This is a genomic window from Microvirga sp. BF8 (assembly GCF_059888585.1).
Map to the genome: position 1 here is coordinate 706,264 of NZ_CM187619.1, position 20,060 is coordinate 726,323.

At 61.8% G+C, this 20,060-nt stretch carries 23 protein-coding genes; 10 read left to right on the forward strand and 13 right to left on the reverse strand.

What is annotated here, in order from left to right; genetic code table 11:
• Positions 1-277: 277 nt before the first annotated feature.
• On the forward strand, positions 278-1,531 hold the full coding sequence (locus AC522E_RS03275) for a glycerate kinase type-2 family protein (RefSeq protein ID WP_500750577.1): 1,254 nt from the start codon (positions 278-280) through the stop codon (positions 1,529-1,531).
• Between the two features lie 89 nt (positions 1,532-1,620).
• Here the strand turns inward: AC522E_RS03275 and AC522E_RS03280 are convergent, their stop codons facing one another.
• Positions 1,621-2,301: a sensor histidine kinase gene (locus AC522E_RS03280; protein WP_500748962.1), complete on the reverse strand. Its 681-nt coding sequence runs from the start codon at positions 2,299-2,301 to the stop codon at positions 1,621-1,623.
• Positions 2,302-2,673: 372 nt separating this feature from the next.
• Here AC522E_RS03280 and AC522E_RS03285 point away from each other — a divergent pair, with 372 nt between their 5' ends.
• Positions 2,674-2,925 (forward strand): CsbD family protein, encoded by a 252-nt coding sequence (locus AC522E_RS03285; protein WP_500748963.1) that lies wholly within the window; start codon positions 2,674-2,676, stop codon positions 2,923-2,925.
• A gap of 67 nt (positions 2,926-2,992) precedes the next feature.
• Here the strand turns inward: AC522E_RS03285 and AC522E_RS03290 are convergent, their stop codons facing one another.
• Genes AC522E_RS03290 through AC522E_RS03300 form a run of 3 tightly spaced genes read right to left on the reverse strand, consistent with a single transcriptional unit; the run spans position 2,993 to position 5,008 of the window.
• Positions 2,993-3,211 carry a sulfurtransferase TusA family protein gene (locus AC522E_RS03290; protein ID WP_500748964.1) on the reverse strand — a complete coding sequence of 73 codons (219 nt, stop codon included), beginning with the start codon at positions 3,209-3,211 and terminating at the stop codon, positions 2,993-2,995.
• A complete protein-coding gene (gene mobA, locus AC522E_RS03295; RefSeq protein ID WP_500748965.1) occupies positions 3,204-3,878 on the reverse strand; it encodes a molybdenum cofactor guanylyltransferase MobA in 675 nt (224 codons plus the stop codon). Before mobA ends, AC522E_RS03290 begins: the two co-directional genes overlap by 8 nt.
• Positions 3,879-3,883: 5 nt before the next feature.
• Complete coding sequence (locus AC522E_RS03300; RefSeq protein WP_500748966.1) at positions 3,884-5,008, reverse strand: Mrp/NBP35 family ATP-binding protein; 1,125 nt, start codon at positions 5,006-5,008, stop codon at positions 3,884-3,886.
• Positions 5,009-5,255: 247 nt separating this feature from the next.
• On the opposite strand from AC522E_RS03300, the gene AC522E_RS03305 reads away from it, so the two are divergent.
• The 6 genes from AC522E_RS03305 to AC522E_RS03330 all read left to right on the forward strand — a co-directional run bounded on the left by AC522E_RS03305 (position 5,256) and on the right by AC522E_RS03330 (position 10,517).
• A complete protein-coding gene (locus tag AC522E_RS03305) occupies positions 5,256-5,762 on the forward strand; it encodes a pyridoxamine 5'-phosphate oxidase family protein (protein WP_500748967.1) in 507 nt (168 codons plus the stop codon).
• A 197-nt stretch (positions 5,763-5,959) separates the two neighbouring features.
• On the forward strand, positions 5,960-7,225 hold the full coding sequence (locus AC522E_RS03310) for a PQQ-dependent sugar dehydrogenase (protein WP_500748968.1): 1,266 nt from the start codon (positions 5,960-5,962) through the stop codon (positions 7,223-7,225).
• Between the two features lie 61 nt (positions 7,226-7,286).
• Entirely contained in the window at positions 7,287-7,616 is a 330-nt protein-coding gene (locus tag AC522E_RS03315; RefSeq protein ID WP_500748969.1) for a c-type cytochrome, read from the forward strand.
• A gap of 91 nt (positions 7,617-7,707) precedes the next feature.
• A complete protein-coding gene (pncB, locus tag AC522E_RS03320) occupies positions 7,708-9,000 on the forward strand; it encodes a nicotinate phosphoribosyltransferase (RefSeq protein WP_500748970.1) in 1,293 nt (430 codons plus the stop codon).
• 5 nt (positions 9,001-9,005) lie between these two features.
• Entirely contained in the window at positions 9,006-9,770 is a 765-nt protein-coding gene (locus AC522E_RS03325) for a LamB/YcsF family protein (protein ID WP_500748971.1), read from the forward strand.
• Positions 9,771-9,773: 3 nt separating this feature from the next.
• Positions 9,774-10,517, forward strand: a complete 744-nt coding sequence (locus AC522E_RS03330; protein ID WP_500748972.1) for a class I SAM-dependent methyltransferase — start codon at positions 9,774-9,776, stop codon at positions 10,515-10,517.
• Here AC522E_RS03330 and AC522E_RS03335 read toward each other — a convergent pair.
• Genes AC522E_RS03335 through AC522E_RS03345 form a run of 3 tightly spaced genes read right to left on the reverse strand, consistent with a single transcriptional unit; the run spans position 10,498 to position 13,745 of the window.
• Positions 10,498-11,394: an alpha/beta fold hydrolase gene (locus tag AC522E_RS03335; protein ID WP_500748973.1), complete on the reverse strand. Its 897-nt coding sequence runs from the start codon at positions 11,392-11,394 to the stop codon at positions 10,498-10,500. The two genes, AC522E_RS03330 and AC522E_RS03335, sit on opposite strands and share 20 nt — an antisense overlap.
• A 17-nt stretch (positions 11,395-11,411) precedes the next feature.
• The gene (gene ade, locus AC522E_RS03340; RefSeq protein ID WP_500748974.1) at positions 11,412-13,124 is read right to left on the reverse strand and encodes an adenine deaminase; all 1,713 of its coding nucleotides are present in this window, start codon (positions 13,122-13,124) and stop codon (positions 11,412-11,414) included.
• A 15-nt stretch (positions 13,125-13,139) separates the two neighbouring features.
• Positions 13,140-13,745, reverse strand: a complete 606-nt coding sequence (locus AC522E_RS03345) for a YcbK family protein (RefSeq protein WP_500748975.1) — start codon at positions 13,743-13,745, stop codon at positions 13,140-13,142.
• Between the two features lie 306 nt (positions 13,746-14,051).
• Between AC522E_RS03345 and AC522E_RS03350 the strand changes: the two genes are divergently transcribed.
• The gene (locus tag AC522E_RS03350) at positions 14,052-14,489 is read left to right on the forward strand and encodes a DUF4112 domain-containing protein (RefSeq protein WP_500748976.1); all 438 of its coding nucleotides are present in this window, start codon (positions 14,052-14,054) and stop codon (positions 14,487-14,489) included.
• Between the two features lie 2 nt (positions 14,490-14,491).
• A complete protein-coding gene (locus AC522E_RS03355) occupies positions 14,492-14,896 on the forward strand; it encodes a hypothetical protein (protein ID WP_500748977.1) in 405 nt (134 codons plus the stop codon).
• A gap of 15 nt (positions 14,897-14,911) precedes the next feature.
• Here the strand turns inward: AC522E_RS03355 and AC522E_RS03360 are convergent, their stop codons facing one another.
• The 6 genes from AC522E_RS03360 to AC522E_RS03385 all read right to left on the reverse strand — a co-directional run bounded on the left by AC522E_RS03360 (position 14,912) and on the right by AC522E_RS03385 (position 19,989).
• Positions 14,912-15,736: an ABC transporter ATP-binding protein gene (locus AC522E_RS03360; protein WP_500748978.1), complete on the reverse strand. Its 825-nt coding sequence runs from the start codon at positions 15,734-15,736 to the stop codon at positions 14,912-14,914.
• Positions 15,729-16,454, reverse strand: coding sequence for an ABC transporter permease (locus tag AC522E_RS03365; protein ID WP_500748979.1), 726 nt, complete (start codon positions 16,452-16,454; stop codon positions 15,729-15,731). The genes AC522E_RS03360 and AC522E_RS03365 overlap by 8 nt, the downstream gene beginning before the upstream one ends.
• Positions 16,454-17,176 (reverse strand): ABC transporter permease, encoded by a 723-nt coding sequence (locus tag AC522E_RS03370; RefSeq protein WP_500748980.1) that lies wholly within the window; start codon positions 17,174-17,176, stop codon positions 16,454-16,456. Before AC522E_RS03370 ends, AC522E_RS03365 begins: the two co-directional genes overlap by 1 nt.
• 73 nt (positions 17,177-17,249) lie before the next feature.
• Positions 17,250-18,095: a lysine/arginine/ornithine ABC transporter substrate-binding protein gene (locus AC522E_RS03375; protein WP_500748981.1), complete on the reverse strand. Its 846-nt coding sequence runs from the start codon at positions 18,093-18,095 to the stop codon at positions 17,250-17,252.
• 227 nt (positions 18,096-18,322) lie between these two features.
• Positions 18,323-19,168, reverse strand: coding sequence for a transporter substrate-binding domain-containing protein (locus tag AC522E_RS03380; RefSeq protein ID WP_500748982.1), 846 nt, complete (start codon positions 19,166-19,168; stop codon positions 18,323-18,325).
• 113 nt (positions 19,169-19,281) lie between these two features.
• Entirely contained in the window at positions 19,282-19,989 is a 708-nt protein-coding gene (locus AC522E_RS03385; protein WP_500748983.1) for a fumarylacetoacetate hydrolase family protein, read from the reverse strand.
• Positions 19,990-20,060 lie beyond the last annotated feature (71 nt).

A 20,060-nucleotide genomic window follows, 5' to 3' on the forward strand; every position in this document is an offset into this window, starting at 1 on the left:
TGACCTCATGGATTTCGAACGAGGCAGTCATGGAGATCGAAAGGCTGACGTTAGGGAAGATCCATGCGCGCGCCTGCCGGTCACACCTTCTCGGGACAGGAAGCCTTCATACGTGATCGCCGACGGCGCCGCTCTCGGTCGGCGGTATGTTCCAGACGGGACACGTCCGCACCTTTCCTCATCGCTGCTCCGGCATCGCGACAATTATCGCCATGCCAAGCCAATCCTTGTCATCTGACCGGATGCCGCCGAAACTCCCCCTCCTGAGGTTTTCATGATGCAAAGCGATAGGGAAATCCTGCACGCCTTGTTCGACGCAGCGCTGAACGCAGCGCTACCCGATGGTCAATTCGAGGGCCGCCTTCCCGATATGCCGAAAGGGCGGACGATTGTGCTTGGTGCCGGGAAAGCGTCGGCCCGCATGGCAGCGGCGTTCGAGAATGCATGGATGGCCGCGGGTGGAACGTGCGAGGGTCTCGTCGTCACGCGCTACGGGCATGGCGCCTCGACACGCTCAATCGAAGTCGTGGAGGCGGCGCACCCGGTTCCCGATCAGGCCGGGCTCGATGCCGCACGACGCATCCTCGATCTTGCGCTGGAGGCCGGACCGGACGATCTGGTCGTCTGCCTGATCTCCGGCGGGGCATCGTCCCTTCTGTCGCTGCCTGCTGAGGGGCTGAGCCTTGCGGACAAGCAGGACGTCAATCGTGCAATGCTGCGATCCGGTACGCCCATTGGAGAAATGAACCGCGTGCGAAAGGCCCTGTCGGCCATTAAGGGCGGACGCCTTGCCGTGGCCGTCAAACCTGCATGCCTCGTTACCTACCTGATTTCGGATGTGCCGGGCGATGATCCCGGCAGCATCGGTTCAGGCCCGACCGTTTCCGAGCCCGTCGATCCGGAAGCCGCTCTCGCGATTCTTCGCCGCTACAACATCGAGGTGGGCGAGCACGTGATCGAAGCCATCCGTGCCAATGCGGCTGAGGAGAATGTATCGGGCGGCGTCGTTCATATGCTGGCGACGCCGAAAATGGCCCTGGATGCGGCCGCCCGGCGCGCGCGGGAACTCGGCCTTTCGCCGCTTATTCTCGGCGATGCCATCGAGGGTGAGGCAAGGGAGGTCGGCCGCGTCATGGCCGGCATCGCCGACTCGGTCCTGCGGCATGGGGAACCCATCGACACGCCTTGTGTGCTCCTTTCCGGAGGTGAAACGACCGTGACTGTGCGCGGTCAAGGGCGTGGTGGACGCAACGCCGAATTTCTGCTCTCCCTTGCCCTGTCCTTGAAGGGACACACGGCATTCTCGGCCATCGCCTGTGACACGGACGGGATCGACGGATCCGAGGATAATGCAGGTGCGTGGTTCGATGCCGGGCTCTTCGCGGAGGCGCGCCGAAAAGGGCTGAACCTCGAAACCTATCTCGCAAACAACGACGCCTACACAGCATTTTCGGCTCTGGATCGCTTAGTCATCACGGGTCCGACGCTTACGAATGTAAATGACTTTCGCTGCATCCTCGTGCGCCGCTGATTGCGCTCGGCAGACGGCCGCTTCCTTGTCGAGGCCAATATGGAACGACGAGACCGCATTCATTCCTGCATGCGCTGTTCGAGCCGAGGCTAGCCCCTGACGCGTGTCTCGATCCTCTCGCTCCAAGGAAGGACCAGGGTGATCGTTGTGCCACGACCTTCCACGCTGTCGACCTGAACTTTGCCGTCATGCAGCTGGAGGATGTGCCAGACAAGGCTCAGCCCTAAGCCGGTCCCGGGCAAATGTTTCGCATTGCGAGCCCGGAAGAAGGGCTGCATCAGGAATGGCAGATCCCTTTCAGGCACACCGATACCCTCGTCTTCGATGCTAATTCTTACCTCCTGGTCGCTTCCGCGGCCGGAAACAGTAATGGGGCGGTCGATAGGGGAATATTTCATCGCGTTCCCGATGACGATGACGAGTGCCTGCTCCAGAAGAATGGGGTCTCCGAAAAAAGCGTCTGGCAGTTCTTCCGCTGCCACATGAAATATCCGGCCGGGCTGCTGCTGGTTCTGCTCCTGGCAGACACGGCGGACCAGGGAATTGAGGTTGAATGGGCTGGGATTGAGCGTAATCGCCCCGGCATTCGCCCGTGTATAGGACATGATCGTTTCGATCAGTTGATGAAGGCGAAGGCTCGCTCGCCAGATCTTTTCACCTCGGTCGCGGACCTCTTGCGGCTTTAGATTTTCAGAGCGCCGCATCAGGCCTTGAGCGAGGGCGGAAATCGTCGAGAGAGGCGTCACCAGTTGGTGCGCCAGAAGGGCCATGCGGTCCAAATGCCGGAATGGATCGCTTGAAGGATCCCGGCCGTTTTGGGTTGAAGTCGCACTGGGCTTGCTGAATGGAGTCCGATGATCCGGCACGAAAAGCTCTTTGGGAATTTAAAGATATAACGTTATATCCACGGTATGGTTCAATCCGCCTGATGAAATTATTCGTCGGCCCTGAAGATTTGCCTCAATCCAGCTCGAGTATCCGACCTGAAGGGCCCCGATCTGTCGGACAGGCAGCCCTGCTAATGGAGAAAGCTGGGCGCGTCGCCCTCTATTTGAAGAGTATTTCGCCAGATTTGGGAGCGAGCTTCGCTGGAACCTAGGCCGATGCAGGAGGATCATCTTCCGCCGTGACCGGGATTTTCTATGGAAAGGATCGGAAACCCTTGCGCAATCCGCGCGTTCAGCATTCACACTGAATTCAAGATAGGAGTTTTGATGATGGATAAGGATCGCGTCGAAGGCAGCATGAAGAACGTCAAAGGCAGCCTGAAGGAAGGCGTCGGCAAGGCCGTCGGCGATACCAAGCTCGAATCCGAGGGCAAAATGGATAAGGCCGAAGGCAAGATCCAGAACACCGTCGGCGGGATAAAGGATTCCCTCCGCAACAAGGATTGATGACGCCTTTCATGACGATCTGGCCCGGCAGCGCGCCGGGCCTTTTCTTCGCGCCTCTTTCGCAGCTTCATTCCTTGCGAATGACAAAGACGAAGCGATCCCCGTCCTGGCTCTGGCTCTCCAGGGTATCGCCCGTCTCGCGAATGAGATTGGGGACATCAATCGACGCCAGAGGGTCCGTGCAAATGACCTTCAGTTGATCCCCAGATGCCAGAGCACGCAACTTCTTGCGGGTGTGAAGGACCGGCAGGGGGCATTTCAGGCCCGAAAGATTCAATTCATTCATATGAGGAACCCGTGTCAGTCCCTTTCATGGGAGGGCCGGAAAAGTGCGCCAGGAGAGTCTCCGCTAACGCGAGATCCTCTTGCGTGTTGATGTTGCAGAAGGGATCGAAGGGCGCATCGGCCCACTCCGCCACGGCCAGGCCGTGCCGTTCCGACCAGTGGCGAACACTTCGGAGGCCTTCATCAAGCAGCGCGTAGCGAAGATCGTCCTTGAGGTGCACGGGCCACAGCCCGATCGTGGGATGGATCCTGCCGCCAGAGGAGGCACAGGCAAGCGCCGTTCCGGCACTTCGGCGTGCCTCGTGCAGTCCCGCGACGAGATTGACCGGCAGGAATGGCGTATCGCCGGACACGGACACGACCCAGTCCGCCCCCGGACGGTGTGCCGCTGTCCATTCAAGGGCGGACAGGATCCCGGCCAGCGGGCCCGGATGGCCGGGCAGGGGATCGGGTACGACCGGCAGGTGGAAACGTTCGAAGCGGGTCGGATCACCGTTGGCATTCAGGATCAGGCCGTCGCACTGAGGGGCGAGGCGACGGGCAATATGGTGAAGGATCGTCTCTCCGCCGAGGCTGATCAGGACTTTGTCTATTCCTCCCATGCGCGTCGCCAGGCCGCCGGCCAGAATCACGCCCTGTGTGGTCGGCTGGGGTCCTGCGCTCGACATGTCCCTTACTCGATGACGATGCGTGGCGGCAGCCGCTGCCTGCTCCCCCCTGCAAGTCCATCCGCAATCTGTCGCGCCATGGCCTTGTAGATCAGGGCGTGCGGTCCGTCCGGCTCCGCCGCAACCACGGGACGGCCGGCATCGGAAAGTTCACGGATCGACATGGTGAGGGGCACTTCGCCGAGGAAAGGTACACCGAGGCGTTCCGCCTCCATGCGAGCGCCGCCATGCCCGAAGATATGGGATGATTGGCCGCAATGCGGGCAGATGAAGGTGGCCATGTTCTCGACGATGCCGAGGACCGGAACCTCTACACGCTTGAACATGGAAACCCCGCGCCGCGCATCGATCAACGCGAGATCCTGTGGCGTGGAAACGATGACGGCTCCCGCCAAGGGCGTCGCCTGCGCCATGGTCAGCTGGGCGTCGCCCGTTCCTGGCGGCATGTCGACCACGAGCACGTCCAGGTCTCCCCAGGCCACCTCCCGCAGCATTTGGGTAATGGCCGACATCACCATCGGCCCCCGCCAGATCATGGCCGCCTCTTCGTCCACGAGAAAGCCGATGGACATCACTTTGAGGCCGTAGGCCTCCATCGGCTCGAGAACCCGGTCGGCGAGGACCCTGGGCTTGCCGTGGATGCCAAGCAGCTTCGGCATCGAGGGACCATAGATGTCGGCATCGAGGAGGCCGACCTTCAGGCCCAGAGACTGGAGGGCCAGGGCGAGGTTGCAGGCGGTGGTCGATTTGCCGACGCCGCCCTTGCCAGAGGCAACGGCAATCACGTGCTTTACGCCGGGGATCTGCTGCCCCCGCGTCTGCGCTCCGGCGTGAGGGCGGCGAGGCTCCGCTCGGGGCGCGGCGGCGCTTGCCGAGGCCGGGCGCTCCGCTGTGAGGGTGGCGAAGACGCCCTTCACCCCTGGAAGACTCTGGACCGCATTCTGGGCCGCCTGGCGGACCTGCTCCATCTCCGGCGCCTCCGCAGGCTCAACAAAGATCGAGAACATGACCCGGGCCGCATCGTCGATCACCACTTCGGAGAGCCGGCCTGACGCTGTGAGGCTGGTGCCTCCCGCATCGACCGGCACGTTTGCGAGAGCCTTCAGCACGTCTCCACGGGTGATCGCCACGGTCAAGTCTCCTTTGCCGAACCTTGTGTGATGGTCCTGACCGTCATGTAAACGCTGAAGGGGCGCCCGTTAAGGTGCTTGTTGCCTCAGGCCTCTTCGTCCGAACAAAAGCATGCGTGGTCCGTTGTCATCGCAGCGCCCCGATGGGTGAATGACCCTAGCCCCGTGCTCCCGTGATGACGCGCACCATTCGTGCATTCATCGCCTTTTGGCCCGAGGGAATGGGAGCAGAATTGAGGATAGGACAATGCATCAGCACGGCCACGACGATCCCCACGCCAGCAAACTTTATGGAATGATCAAGGACACCAAGATCGCCATGATGACCACGGCCGATACGGATGGCTCGCTCCACAGCCGCCCCATGTACAGCCAGGAGGCTGACGAGCACGGCGACCTGTGGTTCTTCACCAAGGTGCAGTCTCCAAAGATAACCGAGATCTCCAGGGACAGCGAAGTCAACCTCGCCTACGCAGATCCCGAGAAGCAGAATTACGTTTCGGTTTCCGGGAAAGCCGAGATCGTCAGGGACAAGGCCACTATCGATGAGAAATGGTCGGAGGGGCTGCGGGCATGGTTCCCGGGAGGGAAGGACGATCCTTCGATTGCTCTCGTCCGCGTTCATCCCGCAAAAGGCGAATATTGGGACAGCCCGTCATCGACCCTCGTTCACCTTTTCGGATACGCGAAGGCGGCCGTCACCGGCAAGCCGCCGACGAATATAGGCGAGCAGGAAAAGGTCAATCTGCGCTGACGCGACCTACGCCGCATCATATCTGCAAGCGGAGGCAGCGGGGCTCTCTGGAGCCTCGCTTTCTCGTCCGTCCCGGTAAGAGATCCGAACGAAAGCGGAAATAACGCCAATGCCCAACTTGAAAAAGTGCAGGATGGCTTCAGACTCCTCGTGCGCCATAAGTCTTTCAAAGAGCAGGCGGTGCAGAGGAGGTCGTCATGAAATCGCTGTTCCTCGCGTCTGTCTCCGTTGCGTTTCTTACATCGACCGCCTTGGCCCAACCCGCGACGCAGTCGCCCTCGGGTAATCTCGAAAAGCTCACGTCATTCAGGAGCACCGGCACCGTCGAGCCGAAGCCGATACCCCAGGAAGGACGGCGCGCCGACGCCATTCGGCGGAACCTGGAAAAAGTCAAACTGCCACCGGGATTCACGATCGATCTCTATGCGATCGTTCCCGATGCGCGGCATATGGCTGTCGGCCCGTCGACGGGGGTCGTGTTCGCCGGAACGCGCAAAAACAACGTTTATGTCGTCACCGACCGCGACAAGGACCGGGTCGCAGACGAGGTGAAGGCCTTCGCACCCTCCGTGGAATTCAAGATCCCGAATGGCGTCTGCTTCTCTCCGGACGGCATGCTCTATGTCGTCGAGCAGAACCGTGTGCTGCAATTCCCCGCGGCGGAATTCTTCTACGAGGGGCCGGATGTCGCGGCCTACGTGGTGACGAAGCAGGGCGACCTGATTCCACCGACGGAGGAGAGTTTCAACCACACGGCGCGCGTCTGCCGTATCGGGCCCGACAGTAAGCTCTATATTGCCCTCGGCCAGCCCTTCAACGTTCCGCCGAGGGACAAGCTGGACCTTTATGCGCGCTATGGGCTTGGCGGCATCATTCGCATGAACCAGGACGGGAAGGACCGCGAGAACTACGTCGCCGGAATCCGCAATTCAGTCGGAATGGATTTCAATCCGTCTGACAAGACTCTGTGGTTCACCGACAACCAGGTCGACGGCATGGGGGACGATCAACCTCCGGGCGAGCTCAACCGCGTGACGCAGATGGGCCAGAACTTCGGTTTCCCGATATATGGTGGCGGAACGGTCCGGACCGTTGAGTACAAGAACGATCCCGAGCCAGCCGGAGCTATCGCGCCGCAGGTGGAAATGGCGCCTCACGCGGCCGATCTCGGGATGATGTTCTATACGGGCAAGATGTTTCCGCAGACCTACCAGGGCGGCATCTTCGACGCCCAGCACGGTTCCTGGAACCGGACAAAGCCCGTTGGTGCGAGAGTGATGTTCACGCCCCTCAAGCCTGATGGCACGGCTGATAAGCCACAGGTCTTTGCCGAGGGTTGGCTGACCGAGAACGGCGAATATCTTGGCCGGCCGGTGGACGTGGCCATGCTGCCGGACGGCTCGCTGCTTGTCTCCGACGATACCGCAGGAGCAATCTATCGTATCTCTTATGCTTCGCGATGAGTTGAAGCGAACGGGCGCGCCGAGCACGCGCCTCTTCGCCCGCATCCTGGGAATCGCCGGAATGAAGCCGCTTCGGACCCTGCTTTTCGCCGCCGCTGCATCGGCCCTGGCCGTTTCCGGCACCGCCAGGGCGGGCGACAGGGCGGCAGGGCGTCGGACGGTCGTGGTCTGCCAAGCCTGCCACGGCATGGACGGGCTCTCCAAGAACCCCGAGGCCCCGAACCTGGCAGGGCAGGTCGAGACCTATCTGGCCAAGGCCTTGCATGACTACAAGAGCGGAGCACGCAAGAACGAGTCCATGAACATTGTTGCCAGGGATCTCACGGACGCGGATATCGAAAACGTGGCTGCGTACTATTCTGCGATAGAGGTCGATGTCCTGCCCCCCTGATGGGGTCATGCCTGCCTTGATTTCGCCCGCTCTTTCATCGTGAGCCCCCCTTCGCTATTGTCCTGCCTCCTGAAGCGGCAAGGAGCAGGCGATGGCGGACATCGCGACCAGGGTCTATAACCATACCTGGAAAATTGACCCGATCGTCCGATCCGTCCTGGACACGGATTTCTATAAACTCCTGATGGCGCAGACGATTTTCCGTCGCCACCGGGATGTCCAGGTAACGTTCGGAATTCAGAACCGCACGACGCGCATCCGCCTTGCGGATATCATCGACATGGGCGAACTGCGCGAGCAACTCGATCACGTGCGCTCCCTGTCGCTGACCCGGGGCGAGTCCACTTGGCTGCGAGGCAACACGTTCTATGGCAAGCGGCAGATGTTCTCGCCCGAATTCATGGACTGGCTCGAGACTTTTCGCTTCCCCGAATACCTGCTGGAAAAGGAGGATGGCCAGTATGTCCTCACATTCCACGGACCCTGGATCGAGACCACCATGTGGGAGATTCCGGCTCTCGCAATCCTGAACGAGCTGCGCTCCCGCGGTGTGCTGAAGGGCATGGGCAAGTTCGAATTGCAGGTTCTTTATGCTCGCGCCATGACCCGCGTGTGGGAGAAGATTCAACAGCTCAAGACGCTCCCGGATCTCTCGATCACGGATTTCGGGACGCGTCGCCGCCACGGCTTCCTCTGGCAGGACTGGTGCGTGCAGGCGATGATCGAAGGGCTCGGCCCGGCCTTTCTCGGGACATCCAACTGTCTGATCGCCATGCGGCGAGAGGTCGAGGCTGCCGGCACGAACGCTCACGAACTGCCGATGGTCTATACTGCACTCACGGACAATGACCAGGACATGGCGATGGCACCCTACCGGGTGCTCGCCGACTGGCAGAGCGATTACGAAGGCAACCTTCGCGTCATTCTGCCCGATACCTATGGCACAACGAATTTTCTGCGCAACGCACCGGACTGGGTTGCTGCCTGGACCGGCATCCGCATCGATTCAAAGGATCCTATCGAGGGCGGGGAGGAGGCGATTGCCTGGTGGCGGGAGCGCGGCCAGAATCCCAAGGAAAAGCTCGCCATTTTCTCGGACGGCCTCGATGTGGATGTGATCAAGCGCATCCACCAGCATTTCCAGGGACGGATGCGCATCGGCTATGGTTGGGGCACGTTGCTGACCAACGATTTCCGGGGCTTCGTCCCGGAAGGGGGGCTCGATCCCATTTCCATCGTTTGCAAGGTCATTTCCGCAAATGGCCGGCCGACCGTGAAGCTCTCTGACAATCCCACCAAGGCCATGGGGCCGAAGAGCGAGATCGAGCGGTACAAGCGCGTCTTCAATGTCGGCGCGCAGAGCGCAAAGCCCGTTCTGGTATGAGTGTCATGATGATCGATCTCAATTGCGACATGGGCGAAGGCTTCGGGCCCTGGCCCATGGGGGATGACGAGGCAATGCTGGACATTGTCTCCTCCGCCAATATCGCGTGCGGCTTTCACGCCGGCGATCCCGGCACCATGTTCCGCACCGCCGAGACGGCGCGGCGGAAGGGTGTCGCGATCGGCGCCCATCCCGGGTTCAACGATCTGCAAGGCTTTGGCCGCCGCGTGATCAGGGGGGACAGCCCCGCGGATATCGAGCGCATGGTAGCCTATCAGATCGGCGCTCTGCAGGCTGTTGCGTCACTCGCCGGCCATCGCGTCACCTATGTGAAGGCGCATGGCTCGCTCAACAACATGGCGAACGAGGATGAAGATCTTGCCCTCGCTATTGCGCGTGCGGTCAAGGGTGTGGATCCGAACCTCGTCAATGTGTGCATGCCGGGCCTTCTCATGGAGAAGGCATCGGAAAGGATGGGATTACGGGTGGCGCGGGAGTTTTTTGCAGACCGTACCTATGAGGATGACGGCACGCTGTCGAGCCGCAGGAAGCCGGGTTCGGTCCTGCACGACGCAGAGGCCGCCGCGGCACGGGTTCTGCGCACGCTGGAGGAGGGGGCCGTGACGACGACTTCCGGCAAGCGCATCCCCATCGCAATTGATACGATCTGCGTTCACGGCGACGAGCCAAGCGCAGTTGCGATGGCAAGGACGATCCGAGACACGCTTCAGGCCAATGCCATCGCGATAGCCCCATTCACAGGCGTTTGATTGATGTCCTTCAAGGATCATTTCTCGTCGCACTCTGCCGGCTATGCGGCCTACAGGCCGACTTATCCACGCGAGCTCGCGACGTACCTTGCCAGCCTGTGCCCATCGCCCGACGTCGCGCTCGATGTCGGCTGCGGCACCGGTCAGCTTTCGGTTCTGCTGGCCGAGACCTTCAGATCCGTCATCGCCACCGATGCGAGCGTCAGGCAGATCGAGAACGCCGTGCCGCATGAGCGCGTCGCGTACCGCGTCGCACCTGCGGAAAACAGCGGGCTGCCTGATCATTCCGTTGATCTCATCGCCGCGGCGCAGGCGGCGCATTGGTTCGATCTTCCCGCATTCTATGAGGAGGCACGACGCGTTGGAAAGCCGGGAGCTGTCCTGGCGCTGATCACCTATGGCGTGATCCGGTCCGATTCTCAGATCGACCCGGTGATTCGGCACTTCTACAAGGACGTGATCGGACCCTACTGGCCGCCCGAGCGTCGACATGTCGAGGACGGCTATCGGGCCTTCGATTTCCCGTTCAAGGAGCTGACGCCACCGTCGCTCGCAATCAGGGTTGATTGGCGCGCTGAAGATCTCATCGGTTATGCGGATACATGGTCTGCCGTGCGAGAGGCCGAGAAAGCACTCGGCCGCGAGCCCATCGAGCAATTTGCGCGCGACCTGAAGGCTGCGTGGGGAGATCCCGATCGCCGTCGCACGATCTGTTTTCCGCTATCGTTCAGGATTGGGGCGATCTGACGTCTGAGGTCCCAAGGACTCGATTCAGGAAGGGCTTGAGGGCGGCCAGCGTTTCCGAGGGTGCTTCCTCGGCGAGATAATGTCCGCAATCTATCCCGTGCCCCTCCACACGATCGGCCCAATCCCGCCAGACGCCGAGCACGTCATACCAGCGCTCCAGGCCGTTCCTGAGGGCCCAGAGAGCCTGGACCGGACATGCGATCCGCCGTCCGGATGCATGGTCTTCCTCGTCAAGGCGCATGTCGATGCTGGCGCCGGCCCGGTAGTCCTCGCACATGGCATGGATCGTGTCGGGATCCGTGAAACAGCGCCGATACTCGGCAAGGGCACGCTCGTCGAACATCGTCCGGCCGCGGCGCAGATAGAAGGCCTCCGGATCGGAGGCGATCAGGCGCTCGGGCAGATCGTAAGGCTGTGCCAGGAAGAACCAATGCCAATATCCCATGGCGAAGGCCATGTCGGTGCGCCGAAAATGCTCGGATGTCGGAATGATGTCGAGAACGGAGAGACCCGCGATGCGCTCAGGGTGGTCGAGCGCCATGCGGTAGGCGCAGCGTCCGCCGCGGTCGTGCCCAACGACGGCGAAACGCTCGAAGCCGAGAATCCGCATCACCTCGATCATATCACGCGCCATTGCCCGCTTCGAGTAGGGCTCATGATCCGGCGTCGTCAGCGGCTTCGAGCTATCGCCGTAGCCGCGAAGATCCGCACAGACCACGGTATGATTCTCCGCCAGGCGCGGGGCAACACGATGCCACATGACATGCGTCTGGGGATGGCCATGCAGAAGCAGCACCGGCGGGCCCTCGCCACCATAGCGGAGGTTGATCCTCGCTTCTGCCGTCGTGACCTGTCGCTGCGTGAATCCTTCGAACATGATGCGCCCCGATCCGTCTAAGACACCAGGGCCATGCGATCGACGTCGACGAGCCCGAAATCCGTGATCTTCAGATGTGGGATCACCGGAAGCGGCAGGAACGCAACCTGCAGAAACGGCTCGGGAAGCGTGACACCGAGGTTCTTCGCGGCGCGCCTCAGGGGATAGAGCGCATCGCGCACGGCCTCATAGGGACGGTCGCTCATTAGACCCGCAATGGGGAGCGCCAATTCTGCGAGAACCTGACCGTCGGCAACGACGACGAACCCGCCCTCTATCGCATGCAGGCGGTTGACGGCGACGGCCATATCGTCATCGTTGACGCCAACGACACAGATGTTGTGGCTGTCATGCCCGACGGATGACGCGATGGCGCCGCGCTCAAGGCCGAACCCCTTCACGAAACCGAGGCCGACATTGCGGTTGACGCCGTGGCGCGCCACGACGGCGACCTTCACGATATCCTGAATCGGATCGACCTGAGTCGAGCCCTCTCGATGGGGCAGGGTCAGCGAATGACTTTCGGTGATGATCTTGCCAGGAATGACGCCGATGACCGGCATTGGTCCGGGGGAGGAGGGGATGCGAAAATCATCAGCTGTGATGGTTCCGATCTTGACGCTCCCGCGACCGATCGGAGCGACGGCGCGACGGCTCGCGAAAAGGCCATCGTCCACCAGACGTCCCGCGCTGATGACATCCGAGACCGCGCAGGCCGCAAGGTCGTCGAGCAGCACGATGTCGGCACGTTTGCCGGGGGCTATCATGCCGCGGTCGGTGAGGCCGAACGCCTGCGCTGCTGTCATCGAAGCCGCGCGATAGGCCGCGAGAGGCTCGCACCCCAGTTCGATCAAGGTCCGGATCATGTAGTCGAGATGGCCTTCCTCCGCGATGTCGAGAGGGTTGCGGTCGTCGGTGCAGAGAGCAAGGAAGGGCGATGTCTGAACGGACAGCAGCGGCGCAAGCGCGTGGAGGTCTTTCGACACGGACCCTTCGCGGATGAGAACGGTCATGCCTTTGCGGATTTTTTCCAGTGCTTCCTCGGCGGTCGTGGTTTCGTGGTCGGTCCGGATCCCCGCCGACAGATAGCCGTTGAGATCGAGCCCGCGAAGAAGCGGCGCGTGTCCGTCGATATGCCCATCGGCGAAGGCTTCGAGCTTGGCGAGGCAGGCAGGGTCTGCGCCAAGGACCCCGGGAAAGTTCATGAACTCGGCAAGGCCGATGACCTTGGGATGATGACGGTAGCGCACGAGATCGACTGCTTCGATGCGCGCCCCGGACGTTTCAAGGTGTGTCGCCGGTACGCAACTGGACAGCTGCACACGCAGATCCATGATCGTCCGCTCGGCACAGGCCAGAAAATAGTCGAACGCAGCCGTCCCGAGAACGTTCGCCATTTCATGAGGATCGCAGATCGCCGTCGTGACGCCGCGGGGCAGGACGCAGCGGTCGAATTCGAATGGCGTGACGAGGGAGGATTCCACATGCAGGTGCGTGTCGATGAAACCGGGGACGGCGATGCGCCCGCGACCATCGATGGTGCGGGCGCTCCGATATTGTCCATATGTGCCGACGATCGTATCGCCGCAGACCGCGATGTCGGTGTGCGTGAGCGAGCCCGTCACGAGATCGAGAAGGCGGACGTCGGCAATGACGAGATCTGCTTCAGCCTTTCCGCGCCCCTGAGCGATCCGGGTGGCGATCGTGTGCGCATCGGGCTGTGTCGTCATGCGTTCTCGTGGCCTCTACCAGCTTCGGCGCGTTCCATTGTCGACATGGATGATGCCGTTCCGATAGATCTTAAGGCCGCCGACCTCGGGACGCGAGCGCAAATATGCCATGACTCCGCGTATGCGGTTGTGAATACGAAAGTCCACGGCGCGGCAGGCGAGATGCAGGGAATGCCCGGCCCCGCCCGCTCGCCTGTTCCTCCCGGCTGTGCGATGGGTGGATTCGACGCTCACTGCACCGAACCTCGCAGCTATGTCAGCAATGACATCCCGTAGGGGCGCGGGGACGCAATTGGTCGGTGCCCCTTTCCGTAATACGATGTTCCCGAGACTGACCGAGGTCGAGAAGCGCGAGGCCGGTTTTGGCACCGCGGCATCCCTCGGCAGGCTTCCCGTTTCGGAGGGGTCTCTCATACGGTCGGTCGCCGGAAGGCTGGCATATTGCGCCGCAGGGTATCCGATCCCTTCGCTTTCCGCCTTCGCCGGATTCAGGGATGCTCCCAGAACCGCTGCACCGAAAAGGCATCCGGCGCAAAGGGTCATGGGGATGCACACGCTTTTGTGGCGACGAGAACTGGTGCTCATAGGGTCCTCCCAAACGAGCCCCCCTTTTGCGGCCATGAGCGACCCTCAGCCGCACATCGCTGCGTCTGCTTTTGGTTCTTGAGCATGTAACGGCTAAGTTGCCGCTGCCAGCGAAGCAAGCTAAGGTTGAAACCAGCGGCGGCAAGCCCTGGGATTTGAATATAATCAAAAGTAAACCCAAAGGGCCGGAACGATGTCCTGTTCTAACGCAATGGAGATCTGAAATTATCCTTTGTAGCCTTGCAATAGCGTTTCAATTGACGCTGCTCTTGCAGGCGAAGTTTGGCATGCACACATCTTCTGACGTCGTGCTGCCCTCCTCGGCAGCCAGGAGAAAGTGGGATGTACGCTGCTCGCAGCGCTTTTTTCGATTCCGTGAAGTCGGCCGGTTCAACCCGCGAGGATGCTGTCGCGCGCGTTACGATGGTGGCGAACCTCATGGATAGCGCGTTTCTGATTCCGGGCCTGAACCGGCGCATCGGTCTCGATGCGGTGATCGGTCTCGTCCCCGGTGTGGGCGACGCGATTTCTGCGGTTCTGGCGAGCTATATCGTCTGGGAGGCCCATCAGCTCGGTCTGCCCCGCTGGAAGATCGCGCGGATGATCGCCAACATAGCACTCGATACGGCATTCGGTGCGATCCCTGTGGCGGGCGACGTATTCGACGTTTTCTTCAAAGGCAATCAGCGCAATTTGCGCATCATTCACCAACACCTTGGTCTTTCCAAGCGCGGTCCGCGCCAGATCGACGCTACCGCAACCCGTATCGACGAGCGCTGACGATGAGACGGTTTCTCTGGCTGGTTGCCGGAATCATGGTGGCCCTCTGGTCTCTTCTGGCCTGGGGCGCCTATGGCCTCATCGATCTGTTCGGCACCACCGCAGCCCGGCATGCGGACGTGGTGAGCAGCCATCCCGAAACGGTCGAATGGCTTTCATGGAGCCTGGCGGCCATTCGGAATCTTGGGCTCGCCGCCATCGTCTTCGTCTGGGGCATCGTGGCCCTGCTGATCCTGGCTGTGCCAGCGGCCATCAGCATCTTTCTGGGACGCGCCGTCCGTCCAGGGGAGCCAATGGATTGGAACGGAGGCTATCCACGTCCCGGCTACCGGGACGTGACCCCCTCGGACATCACGGACGCGTCGGCGGATGGCGATTTCGAGCGACGCAGCATCGAACGGCGCTGAACCGGCGGTGCCGGTTCAGCGGTGGCTGGAAATGAACTGCTTGAAGCGCTCCGATTTCGGCGCGCCAAACACCTCCGACGGCGTGCCTTCCTCCTCCACCATGCCCTGATGAAGGAACATGACGCGGTTGGATACGTCGCGGGCGAATCCCATCTCGTGAGTCACCACGAGCATGGTCCTGCCTTCTTCCGCCAAGGAGCGCATGACCCGAAGCACTTCGCCGACCAGTTCCGGATCGAGGGCCGAGGTCGGTTCGTCGAAGAGCATGACCTTGGGGTGCATGGCCAGGGCGCGCGCAATGGCCGCGCGCTGCTGCTGGCCGCCCGACAGATGCGATGGATATTGGTTGCGCTTGTCGGCGATGCCGACCTTTTCGAGAAGGGCCTCCGCCTCGGCAAGGCATTCCGTCTTCGGCCGCTTCTGAACGTGGACCGGGGCTTCGATGACGTTTTCCAGAACGGTCATGTGAGACCAGAGATTGAAGCTCTGGAACACCATGGCGACCCGCGAGCGGATGCGATCCACCTGTGACTGGTCCGCCGGCTCCATGCCACGCCGCGTCTTCTTGAGACCGATTGCCTCGCCGCCGATCTTGATCTCGCCGGAATCCGGTACTTCCAGCATGTTGATGCAGCGAAGCATCGTCGACTTGCCCGATCCGGATGCGCCCAGGATCGAGATCACGTCGCCTTCCCGGGCCTCCAGAGAGACGCCCTTGAGAACCTCGAGTGAACCGAAGCTCTTGCGCAGGTTGTGAACGGAGACAGCGGGAGCATTGGAGGACGGCACGGGCGAAACTCCGTTTTGCAGCGAAGCGGAAAACGGGACTGCATCAGACATGTGCAGCCTCCAGTTTCGGCGCGACGGCGGGCGGGCGGCGCAGATGAGGGGAGAGCCACCACTCGACGGCCATGATGATGCGCGTGATCACGAAGTTGAGGATGAGGTAGATCGCTCCAGCAACCACGAAGACCTCGACCGCGCGGAAGGTCTGCGAAATGAGTTTGGCCGCCAGGCCGGTCACTTCCATCATGGTGATGATGGAGGCAAGCGACGTCGCCTTTACCATCAGGATGATCTCGCTGCCATAGGCAGGGAGAGCCTGCCGGACGGCGATGGGAAAGACGATCCGGCGAAAGAGCAGCATGCCAGACATGCCACAGGCGCGCGCGGCCTCGACCTGCTGATGCGGCACGGCCTGCAATCCACCGCGGAAGATCTCGCTCGCATAGGCGGCGGTGTTGAGAGTCAGGGCCAGCACGGCGCACCAGTAGGGCTCGCGGAAGAAGCTCCAGATACCCCATTCCTGAAGTGTCGGGCGAAACTGACCGAGGCCATAATAAATCAGGAAGATCTGCACAAGCAGCGGCGTTCCACGGAAGACGAACACGTAGGCCCGCGCGACGATATCCAGAACGCGGATTCCGGAGATGCGCATCAGCGCCAGAAGCATCGCGAAGACGGCGCCGAAGGCGACAGAGGTGAAGGCGAGGTTGAGCGTCAGCGGGACGCCTGTCATGAGCTGCAGGAAGGTATCCCGCATAAAGGTGAAATCCATCAGGAAGCCCTCCGCATGCCGCGCATGGAATGGGTCTCGGCGCGTTGGAACAGGTAGGTCGAAACCCACGTGATCACGAGGTAAAGCAGGGCGGCGGTGATATAGAAGTCGAAGGGCCGGCGGGTCGAGCCCGCCGCGATATGCGACTGGCGCAGCAATTCCACGAGCCCGGTGACGGAGATGAGCGCAGATTCCTTCAGGACGAGCTGCCATGTGTTGCCGAGGCCAGGAATCGCGTAGCGCAGCACCTGCGGGGCGATGATGCGGCGGAACATCAGCCAGCGATGCATGCCGACCGAGCGCGCCGCCTCGATCTCGCCACGGGAGACGACCTGGTAGGCCCCGCGGAACACCTCGGCCTGGTAGGCTCCGGAGACGATACCGATCGCGAGTGCGCCTGTGACGAAGGCAGGGACGCCGATGAACCCTTCCGCGCCGAACAGGCTGCCGATGGCGCTGAGGGCCGCACTGCCGCCGAAATAGAAAAGATAGATGACGAGAAGATCAGGGATGCCGCGCAGAATGGTGGTATAGCCGTCGGCCAGGCTTCGGGCCGCGACATTGCGCGAAAGCTTCGCCCAGGCGACGACGGTGCCCACCACGGATCCGCAAAGAAAACCGCAGAGCGCAACGGCCAACGTCATTCCCGTCGCCGTCAGAAGCGCCCATCCCCACCCGTTCGGACCGAACCCGACGAGCTCGAAATAGCTCAGTTGCTGCACGCTGGACTGTTCCTGTTATGCGTCATCCCGCGAACGGGATGACGCTGTTCGAGATAACGATCGCGCGCTGAGCTCAGCTCTGCGGGGTCATATCGACCTTGAACCACTTCTCGGTCAGCTTCTTGACCGTTCCGTCGGCGATGGCGGCCTGGATCGCCGCATCGAAATTGCTTTTCAGTTCCGCTTCGCCCTTGCGCATTCCGACGGCCACGCCGCGTCCGAGCACGCCGCCGGAAACGCCGGCGCCGGCCATGGCCATGTTCTTGAATTCGGGCTGGTCGAGGGTCGCCTTCATGGACGACTGCGCCGCGAAGATCGCATCGACGCGACCTGCCGCGAGGTCGAGATCATGCTGCTCCGTGGTCTTGTATTCGCGGATCTCGATCGTGTCCTTGAGGTACTTTTCCAGGAACTGGGAGTTCACGGTCGAGCCCTGCACGCCGATGGTCTTGCCCTTCAGGACAGGCTTCCACGCATCGATCACCTTCTGCGCGCCAGCGGCATCCTTGTCCAGGTTCACGCGGCCACCGGTCCCCTCCAGCTTCGCAAGGGGGGAATCCTTCATCGTCGCGAAGCCATGCAGGCCCGACGCATAGGGGCGCGAGAAGTCGATCACTTCCAGCCGCTTGTCGGTGATGTTCATGCCGGCCATGATGGCGTCGTACTTCTTGGCATTGAGTGCCGGGATGATGCCGTCCCAGTCCTGGGCCACGATCTCGCACTTCACCTTCATGCGTGCGCACAGGTCGTTGGCGAGATCGATCTCGAACCCTTCCAGCTTGCCGCCGGCGCCGGTGAAGTTCCACGGCGCATAGGCGCCCTCGGTGGCGATCTTCACGGTCTTCTCCTGGGCCGCCACGCCGCCCATCGCAAGCGCGGAGGCCAGTAGGCCAAGGCCGATTACCTTGAACATTCTCATCGTCGTTCCCTAAATGTGTGGCGTCAAACGAGCCTTTTCCGGCGAGGCCGGAACCAGGGCTCCAGCAGTCGTCGCTGGCTCAGAGCTAACATTCAAAAGCCAAGCCAACGCAAGTCCCAATCATGCCAATTCGGCGGGCTCGGCTGGCGATTTCGGTCGCAGTCCGGGGTGATCCGTACAAAAAAGGCGCGGCCCGGGCCGCGCCTTGCTGGATGAACGAAGCCGGGTCAGCTCCGCGGCGTGGTGTCGATCTTGAACCACTTCACGGAGAGTTTCTGCACGGTGCCGTCCTTGATGGCGGCCTGAATGGCGTCATCGAAGCTCTTCTTCAGTTCGGTATCACCCTTGCGCAGGCCGACGCCCACGCCGGCGCCGAGCATGCCGCCGGTGATCGACGGGCCGACGAGAACATAATCCTTGAACTCGGGCTTCTCGAGAGTGCCGATGATCGCCGTCGCATCGGCGAGGACCGCGTCGATGCGGCCCGCAGCGAGGTCGAGGTCATGGGCCTCGGTGGTCTTGTACTCGCGGACTTCGGCCGTGCCCTTGAGATACTTGTCGGCGAAGTTCGAATGGATCGTGGAGCCCTGCACGCCGACGGTCTTGCCCTTCAGGAGAGGCTTGAAGGCATCGATCGCCTTCTCGGCCGCGGCCTGCTGGGAGGTGAGGTTATAGGCCTCGCCGGTGCCCGGCATCTTCGCGAGCGGCGAGTCCTTTGCCACCAGGAAGCCATTGGGAGAATTGGCGTAGGGGCCCGTGAAGTCGATGACCTTCTTGCGCTCTTCGGTGATGCTCATGCCGGCCATGATGGCGTCGTACTTCTTGGCATTGAGCGCCGGGATGATGCCGTCCCAGTCCTGGGCCACGATCTCGCACTTCACCTTCATGCGCGCGCACAGGTCGTTGGCAAGATCGATCTCGAACCCTTCCAGCTTGCCGCCGGCGCCGGTGAAGTTCCACGGCGCATAGGCGCCCTCGGTGGCGATCTTCACGGTCTTCTCCTGGGCCGCCACGCCGCCCATCGCAAGCGCGGAGCCGAGAATGGCCAGGCTGACTGTCTTGAAGAACTTCATATGTGTTCCCTTGATTCTAGGGCTCGGATTGAAGGCGAGCCTTGCTTCTCGCGATCTGATCGATCGCGCCGTGACGGAGTAACCTCCAAACGCGTCAAAAAGGCAAGACGCCTTCAGTCGGACGGGACGACCGTCAGCCGGATCTCGCCCAGCCCCTCGATGGCGCCGGTCATCGTCTGCCCTTTCACCACCGGTCCGACCCCGTCAGGGGTGCCGGAAAAGATGATGTCGCCGGGCGCCAGCTCGAAATAGGAGGAGAGATAGCTGATCTGTTCCGCGACCGACCAGATCATGTCGGAAAGATCGGCCTTCTGCTTCACCTCCCCATCGACGGCCAGGGAGATCGCACCCGCGCCGGGATGCCCGATCCGCGAGGCCGGGAGCAGCGGCCCGACCGGGCCCGACAGGTCAGCCGCTTTCCCGAGTTCCCAGGGACGACGGAGCTGCTTGGCCTCGTCCTGGAGGTCGCGGCGGGTCATGTCGAGACCGACCGCATAGCCGTAGACATGGTCGAGCGCTTCCGACACCGGGATGTCGCGGCCGCCCTTGGCGAGCGCCACCACCATCTCGATCTCGAAATGGTAGTTTCCGGTCTTCGGAGGGTATGGATGGTCGATCGTCCTGCCGGCGGGGACCGGCTGAAGAGCATCGGCGGGCTTCATGAAGAAAAAGGGCGGCTCCCGGGTCGGATCGCCTCCCATTTCGCGGGCATGCGCCGCGTAGTTGCGCCCGACGCAATAGACTCGGCGGACGGGGAAGAGGTCGCTCGAATCGGCAACGGGAAGGGCCGGGACGGTCGGGGCAGGAATCACATAGGCCATCGGAGGTCCGGAAAAGCGTGGGAGGATTGTTCTTATCCCGGCCTTCCTGTGGGGCAGGCCGGTTGGTCCTT